At 53.8% G+C, this 18438-nt stretch carries 14 protein-coding genes; 9 read left to right on the top strand and 5 right to left on the bottom strand.

Features of this window, described 5'->3' with window-relative positions:
• Position 1: 1 nt before the first annotated feature.
• Positions 2-2317: a primase-helicase zinc-binding domain-containing protein gene (locus AC2CF9_RS13665; protein ID WP_484557255.1), complete on the top strand. Its 2316-nt coding sequence runs from the start codon at positions 2-4 to the stop codon at positions 2315-2317.
• Between the two features lie 152 nt (positions 2318-2469).
• On the opposite strand, the gene AC2CF9_RS13660 is transcribed toward AC2CF9_RS13665, so the two are convergent.
• From AC2CF9_RS13660 to AC2CF9_RS13650, 3 genes are all read right to left on the bottom strand, one after another.
• Positions 2470-3312, bottom strand: coding sequence for an HNH endonuclease (locus AC2CF9_RS13660; protein ID WP_484557254.1), 843 nt, complete (start codon positions 3310-3312; stop codon positions 2470-2472).
• Entirely contained in the window at positions 3309-4841 is a 1533-nt protein-coding gene (locus tag AC2CF9_RS13655; RefSeq protein ID WP_484557253.1) for an AAA family ATPase, read from the bottom strand. Before AC2CF9_RS13655 ends, AC2CF9_RS13660 begins: the two co-directional genes overlap by 4 nt.
• A 609-nt stretch (positions 4842-5450) precedes the next feature.
• Entirely contained in the window at positions 5451-6251 is an 801-nt protein-coding gene (locus tag AC2CF9_RS13650; protein WP_484557252.1) for a DUF3800 domain-containing protein, read from the bottom strand.
• A gap of 824 nt (positions 6252-7075) precedes the next feature.
• Here AC2CF9_RS13650 and AC2CF9_RS13645 point away from each other — a divergent pair.
• On the top strand, positions 7076-7432 hold the full coding sequence (locus AC2CF9_RS13645; protein WP_150018195.1) for a hypothetical protein: 357 nt from the start codon (positions 7076-7078) through the stop codon (positions 7430-7432).
• A gap of 121 nt (positions 7433-7553) precedes the next feature.
• The gene (locus AC2CF9_RS13640) at positions 7554-8213 is read left to right on the top strand and encodes an epoxyqueuosine reductase QueH (RefSeq protein WP_065648639.1); all 660 of its coding nucleotides are present in this window, start codon (positions 7554-7556) and stop codon (positions 8211-8213) included.
• A gap of 14 nt (positions 8214-8227) precedes the next feature.
• On the opposite strand, the gene AC2CF9_RS13635 is transcribed toward AC2CF9_RS13640, so the two are convergent.
• Both AC2CF9_RS13635 and mgtA read right to left on the bottom strand, forming a co-directional pair.
• Positions 8228-8905 (bottom strand): SDR family oxidoreductase, encoded by a 678-nt coding sequence (locus tag AC2CF9_RS13635; protein ID WP_150018125.1) that lies wholly within the window; start codon positions 8903-8905, stop codon positions 8228-8230.
• Between the two features lie 155 nt (positions 8906-9060).
• The gene (mgtA, locus tag AC2CF9_RS13630) at positions 9061-11772 is read right to left on the bottom strand and encodes a magnesium-translocating P-type ATPase (protein ID WP_484557251.1); all 2712 of its coding nucleotides are present in this window, start codon (positions 11770-11772) and stop codon (positions 9061-9063) included.
• An 801-nt stretch (positions 11773-12573) separates the two neighbouring features.
• Between mgtA and AC2CF9_RS13625 the strand changes: the two genes are divergently transcribed.
• From AC2CF9_RS13625 to speG, 6 genes are all read left to right on the top strand, one after another.
• Positions 12574-14142 (top strand): ABC transporter substrate-binding protein, encoded by a 1569-nt coding sequence (locus tag AC2CF9_RS13625; protein WP_094111730.1) that lies wholly within the window; start codon positions 12574-12576, stop codon positions 14140-14142.
• Complete coding sequence (locus AC2CF9_RS13620; RefSeq protein WP_484557250.1) at positions 14142-15194, top strand: ABC transporter permease; 1053 nt, start codon at positions 14142-14144, stop codon at positions 15192-15194. Before AC2CF9_RS13625 ends, AC2CF9_RS13620 begins: the two co-directional genes overlap by 1 nt.
• Positions 15191-16048, top strand: coding sequence for an ABC transporter permease (locus AC2CF9_RS13615; RefSeq protein ID WP_065648634.1), 858 nt, complete (start codon positions 15191-15193; stop codon positions 16046-16048). The genes AC2CF9_RS13620 and AC2CF9_RS13615 overlap by 4 nt, the downstream gene beginning before the upstream one ends.
• The gene (locus AC2CF9_RS13610; protein ID WP_150018122.1) at positions 16038-16871 is read left to right on the top strand and encodes an ABC transporter ATP-binding protein; all 834 of its coding nucleotides are present in this window, start codon (positions 16038-16040) and stop codon (positions 16869-16871) included. Before AC2CF9_RS13615 ends, AC2CF9_RS13610 begins: the two co-directional genes overlap by 11 nt.
• Positions 16864-17529, top strand: a complete 666-nt coding sequence (locus AC2CF9_RS13605) for an ABC transporter ATP-binding protein (protein ID WP_039379752.1) — start codon at positions 16864-16866, stop codon at positions 17527-17529. Before AC2CF9_RS13610 ends, AC2CF9_RS13605 begins: the two co-directional genes overlap by 8 nt.
• Before the next feature lie 105 nt (positions 17530-17634).
• Complete coding sequence (gene speG, locus AC2CF9_RS13600; protein ID WP_150018121.1) at positions 17635-18180, top strand: spermidine N1-acetyltransferase; 546 nt, start codon at positions 17635-17637, stop codon at positions 18178-18180.
• Positions 18181-18438 lie beyond the last annotated feature (258 nt).

Raw genomic sequence — 18438 nt, 5'->3', positions numbered from 1 at the left:
GATGAAACATATCGTCTCTGACACCGTAAAGGCGGCAACCGGACTCTGGCCGCAGCTTCTGCCCGCCCTCGGCATCAGCGTGCACGCTGGGGGGCGACACGGTGCCTGCCCGGCGTGCGGCGGCAAAGACCGCTTCCGTTTTGACAATCAGAACGGGCGCGGAACGTGGCTCTGTAACCAGTGCGGGGCCGGCGACGGCCTTAGCCTGGTGGAAAAGGCGCTCAGTATCAGCACTAAAGAGGCCGCCATGAAAGTGGCCGGAATGCTCGGCACGCTGCCGGAGTCAGCCCCGGTTATGCATGATGAAGCCGTAGACAAAAACCGAGCGCAGGCAGACGCCGCCGGACGGGCAAAGGCACTGATAGCCGCCGCCGTCAGCCGCACGGACAACGCCTACCTTTCAGCCAAAGGGCTGCACGGTACGCAGGCGCTCACACTTGGGGATGCGCTGCGCTGTGGCGGCATAAGCTTTGCCGCCGGGGACGTGCTCATCCCGCTGACCGGCGAAGACGGCACGGCCGTTAACGTGCAGCTCATCAGCGCCGCTGGCGACAAGCGCACTCTGCCCGGCGGGCAGGTGAAAGGCACATACTGGCTGGCAGGCGAGCCGGACGGCAAAACGCTGTGGCTCACTGAAGGATATGCCACCGGCCTGACCGTGCACCGGCTGACCGGGCAGGCGGTTTACGTGGCGCTGAGCGCTAACAACCTGCCCGCGCTGGCAAAGCGGCTGCGTGAGTCACACCCCGGCGCGCTGATGATGATTGCCGCCGATCGCGACGACAACGGCACCGGCCAGTTAAAGGCAGAGGAAGCGGCGAAAGCCTGCGCCGGGAAAGCGGCTCTGCCACCGGTAACGGGTGACTGGAATGACGTGTGGCAGGCGCAGGGCGATATCGCCACACAGGCGCAGCTCACCGCCTTCATGCAGCCGCAGCCACTCAGTCCGTTTGAATCCGTCAGCGAGGCCGACCTGAAGGCTATGAGCGCCAGCCAGAAAGCCGAGCTGCTAGTCGCCCACTACGGGGAGGCGCTGGCCGTACCGCCGGTCGGAGAGGAAATCTGCCGCTATGAGAACGGCGCATGGCAGGTGATGGAGGCGAAGACGCTGCGCCGGGAAATAGCCGCGCTGTTTCAGAAAGTACGCGCACCGTTCTCGGCCGCCGGTATAGGCAGCGTGCTGGACACGCTCAAGCTGATGGTGCCGCAGATGGATGAACCGTCCCGCCGCCTGATTGGTTTCCGTAACGGCGTGTATGACACCACAACAGGCACCTTCAGGCCGCACCGCCGCGAGCACTGGCTGCGCACCGTCAACAGCGTGGACTACACCGCGCCACGTTCTGGTGAAAATCTCGCAGACCACGCCCCGGCTTTCTGGCGCTGGTTAACGCGGGCCGCCGGGCATAATCACGACAAGCAGGAGCGCATTCTCGCGGCGTTATTTATGGTGCTGGCAAACCGCTATGACTGGCAGATGTTTCTTGAGGTGACCGGCCCCGGCGGAAGCGGTAAAAGCGTTATGGCCTCGATTGCCACTCTGCTGGCCGGAAAAGACAACACCACGTCAGCCACCATCGACACGCTGGAATCCTCCCGCGAGCGCGCCAGCGTGGTGGGCTTCTCTCTAATTATCCTGCCAGACCAGGAGAAATGGAGCGGCGACGGTGCGGGCATCAAGGCGATCACCGGCGGCGATGCGGTAGCAATCGATCCGAAATACCGTGACGCCTATTCAACGCATATCCCGGCGGTGATTCTGGCGGTGAATAACAATCCGATGCGCTTCAGCGACCGCAGTGGCGGCGTGTCGCGCCGCCGGGTAATCCTGACCTTCCCGGAGGTGATACCGGCAAAAGAGCGCGATCCGCAGTTACTGGATAAAATCAGCGCCGAGCTGGCCGTCATTGTGCGTCACCTGATGCAGCGCTTCGCGTCACCTGACGAAGCACGAGTGCTGTTACAGGCGCAGCAATCATCCGGCGAAGCGCTGGAGATAAAGCGACAGGCTGATCCGCTGGTCGATTTTTGTGGCTACCTGATGCCGCTGAGCACGCCGAACGGGCTATTTATTGGCAATGCCAACATTCGCCCGCTGAATCCGAAGCGCTATCTCTATCATGCCTACCTGTCGTTTATGGAATCGCGTGGTCATCAGTATCCGCTCAGCCTGACGGCTTTCGGCCAGGCTGTGCCACAGACGCTGAAAGAGTATGAGCGTGTGCTGCTCAAGCGACGAACAAATAACGGTATACAAACCAACCTGACGTTACATGAGGATAGCGAGACCGATTGGTTGCCAGCGTGTAGCGTCTGATCATCTCATCCACACAAACCGGCTTTGTGCCGGTTTTTATAATTGATGCATTTTCTTATATCAGTTACGAACGAGCAGTAGACTTAACACATTGGTCGCTTTGAAAAAGAAACACTGCTTTGGATTTCACAGATACAAACTGTGTTTATTTTCTACAATCTGAACCTTATCTCACAGAACCAGTTATTTTCAGAGAGACAAGTATATAATGCAGATTGCCAAGAATTTAGGTTTACAAATTTTTTCCCTGCTGCAGTTTCTGACAAGTATTTTTTTAATTCCTCACTACCACCTTTGTCATAAACATCCTTCGCAATATACTCAATGCTTGCTAGCTCTTCAGCAGCATGTGACGCATAAAGAGCAGCTAACTTAAATGCTTTGAAGTGATACTTCATCCGTTCAGCTAGAATTACTGAGCATCCGTTAGGCGGCTCTACATAAAATATAACAGCTATAGGAATAGATTCGCTTATTCTTGCTTTGATCCAAACAAAATTTTCTACATCATCATAATATGGATGCAAAGTTTCTTCCTCAGAGCAAGTGGGAATATCTTCGCTCTTTGTTTTATTACAGTCTTGGCATGCAGGGATGAGATTAAAAGGAGAAACAGCCAATGATGGAAAATGTGCTTTCGGCAAATGATGATCTAATGTTGAAACCACTCTTTGAGAACATAGTGGGCATCTACCATGATCTGGCAATGACATTAACTTATCGTAAAAGATACGCCCAGGCGCTAATTTTTTCGCCATCCTGCCTGTATATACGGCTTTCATTTCGTCAACCGTTACAGATGAAGCCACATTGTCTTTAGGTAAAATTGTATGTAATTGTGCATTAGCTGCTTTCAAATCAAACTCTAAAGATGAATCATTTATTTCTTGAGAACATGACGTTAGTCTAGACTTTAAATCTCCATCACGAATTCTATCAATACAAACTGTAAATACGTCCAATGCACTATCAGTTGGCTTTAGAATTTTTTTCATGGCTGATTGCTCTTAATTGAGAATAAAGCACGCAAAATACCTCTAGCTTCAACACCAAGCTGATCATTAAAATTCTCAACAGCTGAATCATAATCCTCGAATTTATTTACAGCATCATTAAGGAGATTGTGAAATCCTGAGTCAGTGTTTTCCAATCCAAAAACCTCCCTAGTAAGTATCCCCACATTTTCACCAAATGATTCAATTTCTAATCGCTCTACTTTAGAAAGATAGCCACTACGCCACAACTTCCAAGTACAGCTTCGAGGGACTTCTTGGAGAACCACAGGAGAATGGGTAGCTATTATAGATACTGCATTTCTATTAGTTAACAGATCAGAGAGCGACCTTATGAAAGCTGACAATAGTGGTGGGTGAAGATGGGCTTCTGGTTCATCCAAAAAAACTAAGCTTCTTTCTTCCACTGTCTCAACAAGCCTAGTAATAGTTAACAATACAATTTTATGCCCAGAGCTCAAATTTTTAAATATTCTGCCAGCTATTTCTTTGAATTCATCATCTTCTTGCTTATTTAATATTGAAACTACGTTAATGTCAGCAAACACAGGGTCTGACTCCAGTTTATCCACTGCCCTTTTCCAACGTTCAACTTTTCCTCCAGCCCTGCAAGAAAGCATACTTTTTACAAATTCATTTTTTAGTATTACAGGGCTCTTGGGTGCGAGGTTTTTCTCATCGCCTTTTTTTACTCTTTTAAGCCCTACGTATGAAAACTGAATGCCTCTGGATTTATCTTTTTTCTCTGGCAACGGTTCTGTTTCATCAAAAGCACTAAAAGTGACTGACACTACGTTAGAGAAAAGCTCACCAGCTAACTGATCTTTAGATGAAAACTCACCAACTTTTGCTGGTGTTTTATTTTCGTCAATTAATGAATTAATCATATTATTCATTAAATGTGTTTTCCCAACTCCATTCCGCCCAATTAATACGTGAATATTTGTTGGGGGATTACTTTCTGGCACTACTTTGAAGCTTAAAGTGATTCTTTCAGAGTCAGTACCTTTCATTATTGGTGACTCATAAGAAAATGTATATTTTGAAAGCCGAGCACCTCCATTAGCAAGCCTGCGGAACTGTCCTTTGATAGATGTGTGACTAACAGACCTTAGAAGTGAAACACTTGTCACTCGCTCATTAATTGCTTTATCATAGATGTCTTCGCGAAGAGCAATATCATTAAGCGATGACAATATTTCATTTCGGATATCTTCTCCGATTTCATTCAACTCTTCGTAAAAGCTATCATCTTGACCGACAGAGAAAAATTTACCATCTAATTTTTCAAAAACGTCGGGTATATTTGGTCTACTTTGGCCCTTGACCATATTAAATTGGCCTATCTTAGTAGAACCAATAACATTTTTTTCATTTTTTGAGTTTATATACACCAATGTATACATAGTGGAAAATTCAAACCAGTCATCCCAGTTATCAGTAATCAAGTAGGCACAATTAGATTGCTCAATTGGTAACGTACTTCCGGCAGGCAGCACCTTGAATTTCATTTTCAGCCCATTCATAGTTAGTTGGTAATCGCTCCTGAATATTCACACACCCCCACGCTAGATTTATATAAAAACTTAAAATATCAATCATCAAAGCCTAGTGTGAAAACATTCAAGCTATCTAATTAAAATATCAAAATCATTTTGAATAATCGCAAAATATTTAATCCATTATAAAATTTTTTTAAATTTTCACCCAGCATTACTTTTAAAAATAGAGAGCTAGATCATATACAATTCACTGCATCCGATGTTATAAGTTAGCGGATGTGCACATGTGACAGGTGCAAGGACATTACTAATAGCACTCTGTGTTAAGCAATGGGTGAGGGAAACGATTAAGCTGACCTTATCTCTCCTGCATTTTTCGTTTGTCGGCTAAACAACCTTATCCCGATTTGATGTTCGTCAATGAAATTACATCATAAAAAACTTTATTTTGCACTCAAACTAACAGGTTGATTGACGATTTTTAAAAAGGGTGTATCATCTTTCATATCAATCTTTGGGAATAAAGAGGCGGCTCCCGAAAGAAAACCGCCAAGTTGGTAACTTCGACTCGATAATTGGTCTGGTACTCCAACCGCGCTGGCTGTGAGGTCGGCTCCTTTACTTTTTTGGCAGTGGATATTTCAAACGCACTGTTTTTGTCTCTATATCCCTAGAGCCTTTTGTTGAGTCATAAAAATACCAGATATTGAACTTCCTCTCAGTATGCCACGTATCGTTTTGCAAATTCTCCCAGCCAAGATATGAAGCAACCTTATTTGAGATAGTAATTTTTGCCTCAGAAGAAGCTTTCCCCTGATAAGCACACATGACTGCACCAAGAAAAAAATCCGCTATTTGAATGTTCTCAGATGACTTGGAATCCTTAGTAACCACGCTAGAAATAATTCCAGGCCTACCAAATTTCCTTTTAAGTATATTGTTAGCAATCACATGAAACTCTTCGTCAGCTTTCTTGTAACGAGACGCTATTGGATCAACCTCAATCCTAAAGTGACTTTCTCTCTCAGGATGAGCTGATATTACGCTGCTGATTTTCGTGGTTAGCAGCTTCGTGAAGTGTTTTCTTCTAGCAATATCATAATCCCCATTATGATATTTCTTATTCACTATATATTTTTCAATTATGATGCAGTGAAAAGCCAACCATTGCAATTTGAAAAACAAATCGATAAGTTCAATGTAAAATTCGGCATATCGCTTCGAATGGGCTTTTTGCCACTTAATCTCTTCATAGAATCCATGTTTCTCGCGCAATGCTCTAACAATGCGAGCAAAGTCTCCACGTCGCTGATATTTCATCCACAAACTGCCGAAACCGTAAAATCTTTGGCCGTCAATGCCTGATTCATCACATGCAACATGCCAAATTAATTTGCCGGGGTTATCATTATCAATCATTGATAAGCTCGCGTCGGATTTATCCTAGGCTGGTTATTTAACCACAAATCTAAGTCATTGATAAAGATCGTGTTCTACTTTCCGTTAACTAACACTTTGGCATATCAAAGTCTGGCCTCTACAAAGAGCTGACATTGTCAGCATAGAATGTAATAAGACACCCTCCCTGTAGCGACGGAGAACGACTTTTACGAAATTTAATTCAAGGTGATTACCCTTAATGCACAGTAGTGGACATTCCACCGCAAACCATTCACTGCACAACCTTATGAATTTAATGCATAAAAAACCAAAAGTTAACAGTGTGAACACTTTTTTCATAAATCATTTTATTTTGGATTTAGCGCTGAATATTCGATATCCTAGCGCAGCCGGTCCGGGGTATGGGATCCGGTAATTGGTACACGTTTAGGTACATGATCCAAAGTTGAATTGCAAAAAAATAATCAATTTCATAGGATTGCGCACCCTATTCAGATTCCGCCAGCGCAGTAGACCCCAAAGCCTGCACGACTAAATCCTTCAGACTTTTGCACCTGCTGCTTACTAATTCAGGCTGACCATACAGCACTTTCATTTTCTTCCCCGACTTATCCCCGCCCATACAACAACCCCACCCATTCAAGCGATAACTCAGCCAAAATCCTGCATTCGTCCTTTCAAAAGCCACACCTGCTCAACAATACCTGCGGCTGTTTTCCCAGCTAACCTAACCCCCTCAGCACGTTTCATTCACTTACAGTTTTATCCTGGAGCGCAACGTTGCTCAGTGTGCCACTCTTAACTACGCTCATATCACCAAATACGTTAAATGAGGGACTATGATGAAAAAGACCATTATTGCTGTATCTGCTTTCCTGCTGGCTTCTTCCGCGTTTGCGGCTACCACACACGCAACTGACGATACGGTCGCTAACGCTCAGGCTGGCGCTAACACCGCGAAAGAGAAACTGCATCAGGCACAGCATCAGGGCGAAGAGCAGCGTCTTAAAGCGAAGCACGCGGCACAGGGCGAGCGCGACAGCATGACCAGCAAAGTCAGCGAAGGCACCCAGAAAACCTGGAACAAGACCAAAGAAGGGACTGAGAAAGGCTGGGATGCGACCAAAGAAGGCGCACAGAAAGGCTGGAACAAAACCAAAGAAGGTGCCAGCGATCTGAAACAGAAAGTCAGCGAGTAAGCTGCACTGCTGTGATAAAAAGGCCGCCCTGCGGCCTTTTTGTTTTTCCGCTGCCGCATTTTGCATCCGGCGCTGTAACTCCCTACACTACGCCTATTCTCTGCAAGCTTAACGGTTACTTATGTCTGAAACCTTCACACGTCAGCCGCTGCCGCTGCCCGGCGGACACAATAAAGTGCTGCTGCACTCCTGCTGTGCGCCCTGCTCCGGCGAAGTGATGGAAGCGATGCTCGCCTCCGGCATCGACTACACCATTTTCTTCTACAACCCGAATATTCATCCGCTGAAAGAGTATGAGCTGCGTAAAGAGGAGAATATCCGCTTTGCTGAGCAGTTTGGCGTGCCGTTTGTGGATGCTGACTACGACAAAGATAACTGGTTTGAGCGCGCGCGCGGCATGGAGTGGGAGCCGGAACGCGGCGTACGCTGCACCATGTGTTTCGATATGCGCTTTGAACGCACCGCGCTTTACGCGCACGAGCACGGCTTTCCGGTGATCACCAGTTCGCTCGGGATTTCACGCTGGAAAGATATGAAGCAGATCAACGACTGCGGCGTGCGGGCGGCGGCGCACTATCCGGATATGCTCTACTGGGAGTTTAACTGGCGTAAAGGCGGCGGCTCGTCGCGCATGATTGAGATCAGCAAGCGCGAGCGCTTCTATCAGCAGGAGTACTGCGGCTGCATCTATTCACTGCGCGATACCAATCGTCACCGCGTGGCCGGCGGCCGCGAACGCATTGAGATCGGGGTGCAGTATTACGCGCCTGACGACGCGTAAACCGGCCCGAATCATCACCAGGCGAGCGCGTCACCTTTATAATCAAGGTAGTGATGACCACCCTCGCCACGATAGCGCTGCAGCTGGGTAACCATCCCTGCCGCGCTCTCTTCTGCCGTGATATCGGCGTTCTCGCCACCCATATCGGTTTTCACCCAGCCCGGATGCAGCGACAGCAGCGTCGCTCCCTGCGGTCGCATCTCTTTTGCCAGCGCGCGGCTCAGCATATTGAGTGCCGCCTTGCTGGCCGAGTAGAGCGGCATCGCGGCGACGCGGTTTTCATTCAGGCTCGCCAGCTGTGACGTGGTGATCCCTACCACGCTCTGCTTATCACGCAGCAGCGGCAGCAGGCCTTCCGCCAGCCGCACCGGAGCTACCGCGTTAGTGAGAAACAGCTCGCTCAGCTCCGCATCCTCTGCCTGCTGCAGCTGCTGCGCATCCGGGCCAAAGATGCCGGCGTTGATCAGCACCGCATCAAACTGCTCACCCTGTAACTGCTGCAGCAGCGTCGCCCGCGCCGTGGCGTCGGTGATATCCAGCGCCAGCCAGCGCAGCCGCTCGTGCTGGTATGATACCGCCGTGCGGCGGAAGGTGGCGGTCACGTCCCAGCCCGCCTGTAAAAACTGCTGTACCACCGCAAGCCCGATCCCTTTTGAAGCACCGATAATCAACGCGCGTTGTGACTGGCTCATACCTTTCTCCCGGACAGATAGCGAAACGGGCAGCGTATGCTGCCCGCGATGAACTAACGTAACACTAACGTTAGCACGGTAATCACCGTCATCATTAACACCAGGTGGCAGACCACCTTTGTCAGTTCCGGCTTTTTCATCGCTCCTCCTGCAGATCAGAACCACTGACCAAAACGTTTGATGTAGAGGGTCTTCATGCCCTGCGCCACCAGGCAGTAACCGCACAGCGTCGCCACCAGCCACGGAAAGTAGGACCACGGCAGCGGCGTCAGCCCGACGCTGGCCCCCAGCGGTGAGAACGGCAGCAGGACGCCAGCGATCATGACGCAGGCGGTGGTCAGCAGCACCGGCAGCGCGGCGCGGCTCTGAATAAACGGGATTTTGCGGGTGCGCAGCATATGCACCACCAGCGTCTGCGACAGCAGTCCCTCGACAAACCAGCCCGACTGAAACAGCGACTGCATCTCTGGCGTATTCGCGGCAAACACATACCACATCAGCGCAAAAGTGGTGATGTCGAACAGAGAGGAGGTCGGGCCGATCCACAGCATAAACCGTTTAATATTACGCGCGTCCCACCGGCGCGGCTTCTGCAGAAACTCTTTGTCCAGCTTGTCCCACGGCATCGCCAGCTGCGAGATGTCATACATCAGGTTCTGAATCAGCAGGTGGATCGCCAGCATCGGCAGAAACGGAATAAACGCGCTGGCGACCAGCACCGAGAACACGTTGCCAAAGTTAGAGCTGGCGGTCATGTTGAGGTACTTGATGATATTGCCGAAGGTCTCGCGCCCTTTGATGATCCCCTCCTCCAGCACCAGCAGATCTTTCTCCAGCAGAATGATATCGGAGGACTCTCTGGCGATATCCGCCGCGCTGTCTACGGAGATCCCGACATCGGCCGCGCGCAGCGCCGGGGCGTCATTGATGCCGTCGCCCAGGAAACCGACGGTATGCCCCTGCTGCTGCAGCGTCGTCACAATGCGCGCTTTCTGCAGCGGCGTGAGTCTGGCAAACACCGCGCTCTGCTGCACAGCCTGCGCCAGCTGCTCGTCGCTCATCCGCGCCAGCTGCTCACCGGTTACGATGGCGCCGCTGTCGATACCCACCTCTGCACAGATGCGCGCGGTCACCACCGGGTTATCTCCGGTCAGGACTTTTACCGCGACGCCGTTATCGCGCAGCGCGCTGACCGCCGGTGCGGCGCTGGCTTTGGGCGGATCCAGAAACGTGAGCAGCCCTTCTATAATGAGGTTCTGCTCATCCGCAACGTTCAGCGCCTGCTGCAGACCCGGCTCGTTAAGTACGCGGCTTGCCACCAGCAGCACGCGAAAACCCTGCTGATTATACCCGTGCGCCAGCGCCAGCAGCTCCGCGCGCCGGGCCTCATCCAGCGGCTGAATCAGCCTGCCTTCACGCTCTGCCACCGCGATGCTGAGCATCTCTTCAACGGCACCTTTGCAGATCAGCAGCTGCTGGTTAAGCCGGCGGTTATGTACCACAACCGACACGCGCCGCCGGACAAAATCAAACGGCAGCTCATCGATTTTGCTCCACGCGTCGCTGACCGCACTGCCCAGACGCGCGCCGCCGTAGTGCAGAATGGCGCGATCGATCGGATTCGCGGTGCTGCTCTGGTAAAGGCTGTTGAGCCAGCTCAGCATCAGCACGCGGCTGTTCTCCACCCCGGCGCAGTCGACGTGCTGTGCCAGCGTAATGTTGTCCTGCGTCAGGGTGCCGGTTTTGTCGGTACACAGCACATCCATCGCGCCCAGGTTCTGAATCGCGTTCAGGCGTTTCACAATCACCTTGCGCCGCGACATGGCGATAGCCCCTTTTGCCAGATTAGAGCTGACGATCATCGGCAGCATCTCTGGCGTCAGACCCACCGCGACCGCCAGCGCAAACAGAGAGGCTTCCAGCCAGTCGCCTTTGGTGAAGCCGTTAAGCAGCAATACCACCGGCACCATCACCAGCATAAAGCGGATCAGCAGCCAGCTGACGCTGTTTACCCCGCGATCGAACGCCGTCTGGCTGCGGTTACCGGTCAGCGATGTTGCCAGCGTGCCGAAATAGGTATCGCATCCGGTGGCGACGACCACCCCTTTTGCGCTGCCGCTGGCTACGCTGGTCCCCATCAGGCAGATGCTGCCGATCTCCAGCAGCGATCTCCCCGCTTCACGCGCGCCGGCCGCTTTACCGGTGACATGATCGGTGATGTCATATTTCTCCACCGGCAGCGACTCACCGGTCAGGATCGCCTGACTGATAAACAGATCGCGCGATTCCAGCAGGCGAATATCGGCCGGCACCAGATCGCCTGCGGAAAGACAAACGATATCGCCCGGCACCAGTGAGCCGGTATCTACTCCCCTGCGCACCGGCGACGCCTGCAGCGAGGAGCGTCGTACCACCGTTGCGGTGGTGCGCACCATCGATCTCAGCGCCTGCGCCGCTTTATTGGTACGAAACTCCTGCCAGAAGCGCAGCAGTCCGCTCAGCGTGACCATGGTGAGGATGATTGCGATACCCGTCAGATCGCTCTCTTCGCCCCGCTGCCGCGGTATCCAGTAGTCAGTGAAAAAACAGACGACGGCCAGCGCCATCAGCACATAGATAAACGGATTGCTGAACGCCTGCAGCAGCTGCAGCAGCACCGGCGGTGCTTTAGCGTGCAGCGCTTCGTTAGGGCCATAGTAGTGCAGGCGCGCAGCGGCTTCTTCTTCGGTCAGGCCGGAAGCCTGACTGCACAGCCGTACCAGCGTTTCATCCGCGGTAAAGCCCGCTTCCTGTTCAATCCGGTAAAGCGGCGACTGCAGATCCTTTTTCCGGTTATTCCGCTGCAGATTATATTTCATATTGTTCATGTGACACCCCGATGGTGTTATTCAGGCAGGCGCTATCCTGCGCCAGACGCATAATAAGCAGAGAGAGCCTGCTAATTAATCAGCACGCTGAACCCGCAATTATCGGGCAAAAAGATGGCGCGCTTTTAATTAATAAAAAGCGTGACGATCCCGCACCAGATAAAAGTGAGCCAGTGAATTTGTGTGGCGTAATACCTGACTGAAAATGCGCAGTCAGGTTTAACGCGCAGCAGACAGGTGCACGCTGAGAATCAGCGTGCGCATCGGGGCGGTGGAAATAGCGCGTTGTAGATCAGAGACATAATAACTCCCGCGAACCTGTGTTGGTTATCCGCATTGAGTGTCCGGGAGCATTCTGCAGAAAACAGAATGTGCCGCCCGCCAGAGTGGCAAGCAGCAGGAAAAGGATCCGTGCTTCAGCTTGCCCTGTATCGCCATCGATAAAGTTGACTGTTCAACGAGATCCTCCAGATAGTTAATTGCCGTTATTATATTTACGCGGTTAATGAAGTAAAGATGAATATAGCGCATGAGCGTTTTATCTAAATTTTGTTGCCGTTTGGTTGAGCAAGCTATTAACGATCTGCGACAGCCGTCCCATTCATCGGGAGAAAAGCCGGGGCTGAAACATTTCTGAAAAAGCGTATCTGATGCGTACTATGCTGGTTATTAGCGGCCATAACCCTTATAACAGAACCGCCGGGCTTAGAACCTAAAAGCATATGCATAGCCATAAATAGACTATTCTTCACTGGTACGCTCTCGTAAACTCGCGTTACTTTTTTAAGGCAAGGAAACAACATGAAAAAAATTATTCCCTCACTGCTGGCGCTGTCGCTGGTGGCCGCCTTCTCTGCGCACGCTGTCACACCCAAAGATACACTGGTGATTGCACAGTCTACCGATGATGCTGACAGCTTCGATCCGGCGCAGGGTTTTGAACTCACCACGGTACAGTCATTCACGAATATCTATCAGCGCCTGGTTCAGTCCGATCCGCAAAACCCGACCGACCTGAAACCGACGCTGGCGACCTCATGGCAGCCGGGCAGCGATAACCGCAGCCTGACGTTTGAGCTGCGTAAAGATGCGACCTTTGCCAGCGGCAACCCGCTGCGCCCGGAAGATGTGATCTTCTCGCTGGGTCGCGTGGTTAAACTCAATCTTGATCCCTCTTTTATCCTGACGCAGCTCGGCTGGAATAAAGATAACGTTGATAGCTTCCTGAAAAAGGTGGATGACCAGCACGTACAGATCAGCTGGAACGCTAACGTCAGCCCGGCCTATGTGCTGAGCCTGCTCTCGGCACCGGTCTCTTCTATCATTGATGAAAAAACGGCGCAGGCTAATGCGAAAAACGGTGATTTCGGTCATGCGTGGCTGGGCACTCACTCTGCCGGCAGTGGCCCGTATCAGATCCGCAAAGTCGTGCTGCATGAAGCGGTTCTGCTGACGGCAAACCCCTCTTCTCCCGCCGGTGCGCCAAAGCTGAAGAACATTCTGATCAAAAACGTACCGGAGCCTGCGGCGCGCCGCCTGCTGCTGGAACAGGGTGATGTGGATATCGCACGTAACCTGGGCGCTGACCAGATTGCCGCGCTGAAAGGCAAGGCGGGCGTCAAAACTGATGCGATCCCGATGGCGTCGCTCTATTACATTCAGTTTAACGTCGGCAAAGATCCGGTGCTGAAAAATCCGGCGCTGTGGGAAGCGGCACGCTATCTGTTCGATTATAAAGGCATTGCCGATAACCTGCTGAAAGGGCAGTTTGAAGTGCATCAGACCTTCCTGCCAAAAGGCTTCCTGGGCGCGCTGAATGAAACGCCATACAGCTACGATCCGGAAAAAGCCAAAGCGATTCTGAAGAAAGCGGGCCTGACCAATGTGAGCTTTACGCTCTCCACCAGCAACCAGCCGCCTTATCTTGATATCGCTCAGGCGCTGCAGGGCAGCTTTGCGAAGGGCGGCGTAAAAGTTGAGGTGCAGCCGGGCCTCAGCTCTGAAGTCTCAACGCGCGTTAAAGCGCATCAGTTTGAAGCGACGCTGAACGCCTGGGGTGCCGATTATTTCGATCCTAACACCAACGCCGCCTCATTTGCCTATAACCCGGAAGATGGCAGCAAAACCATCGCCTACCGCTCTGACTGGCACATTCCGGAGCTGAGCAAACAGACGCTGGCCGCGACAGCGGAAGCGGACAGCAACAAACGCGCAGAACTCTATCAGGCGATGCAGCGCGAAGTGCTGAAAAACTCCCCGTACGTGATTGGCCTGCAGGCGCGTAACCTGGTGGCGCTGCGCGACAATCTGAAAGGCTATGTGCAGGGTATCAACCCCGATATGGTCTATTACGCGCAGGTCTCTAAATAATGTCCGTATCTGCTTCACAGACCGGGTTCGCCCGGTCACTCTGGCAGCGCGGCAGCCGCCTTGTCACCAGCCTGCTCTCGCTGCTGGTGACGCTGCTCGGGCTGCTGGCGTTTACCTTTATGCTGTCGCACCTCTCACCGGTCGATCCGGTGCAGCAGATTGCCGGCGATCACGCCAGCGAAGCGACCTACGCGCAGGTGCGGCACGATCTCGGACTTGACCAGCCGGTGCTGGTGCAGTTCTGGCGCTATATCAGCCATCTGGCGCGCGGCGATCTGGGTCTCTCTCATCTGACGAATCAGCCGGTGAGCGCCGATCTGCTGCGTACCTTCCCGGCCACGATTGAGCTGGCCACCTGCGCGATGATCTTTGCCGCCGTGTTTGGCGTGGCGCTGGCGCTGCTGGCGGCGTGGAAGCCGGGCAGTGTTATCGACAACGTGGCGCGTTTTATTTCGCTGCTGGGCTATTCGGTGCCGGTGTTCTGGCTCGGGCTGCTGGGCCTGCTGCTGTTCTACGCGGTGCTGCACTGGTCAGCCGGACCGGGCCAGCTGGATGATATCTGGGTCTATACGCTGGAACCCAAAACCGGCTTTGTGCTGATCGACAGCTGGCTCTCCGGCGATCCGGAGATGTTCCGTAATGCGATTGCGCACCTCTGGCTGCCGGTCGTGATCCTCGGTCTGCTGGCGATGGCGGGCATTACCCGCCTGCTGCGTGCCGCACTGCTCGAAGAGAGCAGCAAAGAGTATGTGGTTCTGGCACGCGCAAAAGGCGCAGGCCACACGCGCATTCTGCTGCGTCATATCCTGCCCAACGTCACCGGTACGCTGATCACCGTAATTGCGCTCTCCTATGCCACGCTGCTGGAAGGTTCGGTGCTGACAGAGACCGTATTCGCGTGGCCGGGCGTGGGCCGCTATATGACCAACGCCCTGTTCTCAGCGGATGTGCCGGCTATCCTTGGCGCCACGCTGCTGATTGGCGGCTGCTTTATTCTGCTTAACGCCGTGGCTGACGCCCTGACCTGGTTAACCGATCCGAGAACCCGATGACTCAACAACTTCACGAACTGGAAAGCGTGCGTCCGCGTCGTCGTCGGGCGCGCGTGACCTCCCTCTCCATCGGCCTGACGCTGGTGGTGATTCTGATTGCGATGGCGCTGCTGGCCCCCTGGCTGGCCCCGTTCGATCCGAATGTGCAGACCATTAACCAGCGCCTGCTGCCGCCCTCCGCGCTGCACTGGTTTGGCACCGACGGCTTTGGCCGCGATCTGCTGTCGCGCGTGATTTACGGCGCGCGCCCGACGCTGCTGCTGGTGTCGCTGATCCTGGTGCTGACGATCCCGGTGGGATTACTGATTGGTATTACCGCCGGTTACGTCGGCGGCTGGACCGAGCGCGTGCTGATGCGCATTACCGATATTTTCCTGTCGCTACCGAACCTGGTGATTGCGCTGGCGCTGGTCGCCATGCTCGGTCCGGGCCTGATGAACGGCGCACTGGCGCTGGCGCTGACCAGCTGGCCGCCGTTTGCCCGCCAGGCGCGTGCAGAGACGCTGGCGCTGCGCCGCAGCGACTATCTTGCCGCCGCGCGCATGCAGGGTATCACCGGCCTGCGGCTGATGTTCGGCCATATTCTGCCGCTCTGCCTGCCGACTGCCGTCGTGCGTGCTGCACTCAGCCTCGGCGGTATTATTCTCTCCGCTGCCGGTCTCGGCTTCCTCGGTATGGGCGTACAGCCCCCTACTGCCGAATGGGGCTCGATGGTTGCCGAAGGGAGTAAAGTGATTTTTGATCAGTGGTGGGTGGCGGCTGCGCCCGGCGCTGCGATTCTGTTCGCCAGCCTGGCGTTTAACCTGACAGGCGACGGCCTGCGCGATCGACTGGATACCCGCCATGCCAAATGAGTTATTGATTGATGCCCGCGGGCTGAGCATCCGCAGCGGCGACGCACTGCTGGTGGATAACATCAGCTTTCAGATTGGCCGCGAACGCGTGGCGCTGGTCGGTGAGTCCGGCTCCGGCAAATCGCTCACCGCACGCTCGCTGATGGGCCTGCTCTCCCCCTCCCTGCAGCTGCAGGCTGAACGTCTGCAGATTGCCGGTGCTGATGCTCAGCGTCTGCAGGAGCGTGACTGGATCACGCTGCGCGGCGGTAAAGTGGCGATGGTGATGCAGGACCCGAAATATGCGCTTAACCCGACGCGCACCATCGGCTGGCAGGTGGAAGAGCCGCTGATTCTGCATCGCAAGCTGAGCCGCGCTGAGCGACGCGAGAAAGTGTGTGAGATGCTGGCCGCCGTTGGCCTGCCTGAACCGCGTCAGCTGATGAAGCGCTACCCGCACCAGCTCTCCGGCGGTATGGGTCAGCGCGTGATGCTGGCGATTGCGCTGATCACCGATCCGGAGCTGCTGATTGCCGATGAGCCAACCTCCGCGCTCGATCACGCCATGCGCGACCAGGTGCTGGCGCTGATCCGCCAGCTGGTGGAGCAGCGTAATATGGGGCTGCTGCTGATCAGCCACGATCTGCAGCAGGTTTCAGAGCACTGCGAACGGGTGATGGTGATGTATAAGGGCCGGCTGCTTGATACGCTGCCGGCCGCACAGCTCTCTCATGCTACCCACCCTTATACCCGCACGCTGTGGGCTTGTCGTCCCGGTAAGGCGACGCACGGCGAACGTCTGCCGGTGCTGGATCGCGCCGCGCTGGAGAGAGAGAATGATTGAGTTATCAAACCTGAGCGTCGCCCATAAGCACGGCTATGAGCTGCGTACCGTGGTGCACGACGTCTCCCTGCAGGTCGCTGCCGGTGAATGTTTTGGTCTGGTTGGTCCCTCAGGCTGCGGCAAATCGTCGCTGCTATGGGTGCTGGCGGGTCTGAATCCCCACTGGCAGGGCGAGATGACGCTGGCGCAGACGGCAGTCCAGCCCGGTAAAGCCTTTACCGGCCAGCTGCGGCGCGATGTGCAGATGGTGTTTCAGGATCCGTATGCCTCGCTGCATCCGCGCCATCGCCTGCGCCGCACGCTGGCGGAGCCGCTGAAGTTGTTAAAGCGCGATAATATCGATGACCGCATCGACGCAGGCTTTCGTCACGTGGGTCTCGATCCGGCGCTGGCGAACCGCTATCCACATCAGCTCTCAGGCGGACAGCGCCAGCGCGTGGCGATTGTGCGCGCGCTGCTGCTGGAACCTAAAATCCTGCTGCTGGATGAACCGACATCGGCGCTGGATATGTCAGTCCAGGCGGAGATCCTCAACCTGCTGAACGATCTCAAACAGAACGACGGGCTGACCATGGTGCTGGTCAGCCACGATCCGGATGTTATCGATCATATGTGCGACCGCGCGGCGCATATGGCGCAGGGACGGATCGTGGGATAACGGCGCACAGGTTCCGGGTCGCATATGCCTGCACCACATCTGCAGGGTGCGCATTGATGCGCACCTCCTATTCAGGCGCACTCCACTAAAAATTCAGGAACTGTTATGACGGTGAAACTACGCCCTCTGGAACGGGAAGATCTGCATTTTGTTCATCAGCTGGATAATAATGCCAGCGTGATGCGCTACTGGTTTGAAGAGCCTTATGAGGCATTTGTTGAGCTCTCCGACCTCTATGACAAGCATATTCACGATCAGACCGAACGGCGCTTTGTGGTCGAGTATGAAGAGGAAAAAGCGGGACTGGTCGAGCTGGTGGAGATTAACCATGTGCACCGCCGCGCGGAGTTTCAGATCATCATCGCACCGGGGCATCAGGGGAAAGGTTTAGCCAGCAAGGCGGCCCGGCTGGCCATGGATTACGGTTTTTCCGTGCTGAATCTCTACAAGCTCTATCTGATTGTTGATCAGGAGAATGAGAAAGCGATTCATATCTACAGTAAGCTGGGCTTTGAAGTCGAAGGCGTGCTGAAGCATGAATTTTTTATCAACGGTGAATACCGCAACACCATCCGCATGTGTATTTTTCAGCAGCAGTACCTGGCGCAGCACAAATCCGGCAACGCCATGGTCAAGCCCACCGCCCAGTAAGCAGCGAATTTTACAGGTTTGCCAGGGGCGCATCGATTTGCCAGGGGCGCATGAATGCGCCCCCTACGGCGCCTGAACCTTTCGCAGGGGCGCCATTAATGGCGCCCTGGCCGACGTTGCCGGGAATCTGCCAGGGGCGCATCGATTTGCCAGGGGCGCATGAATGCGCCCCCTACGGCGCCTGAACCTTTCGTAGGGGCGCCATTAATGGCGCCCTGGCCGACGCTGCCGGGAATCTGCCAGGGGCGCATTGATTTG

The organism is Pantoea sp. SYBGC1, from assembly GCF_057197005.1.
Note: the sequence above shows the minus strand (reverse complement) of the source record. Positions and strands in the feature narration are given on the sequence as shown.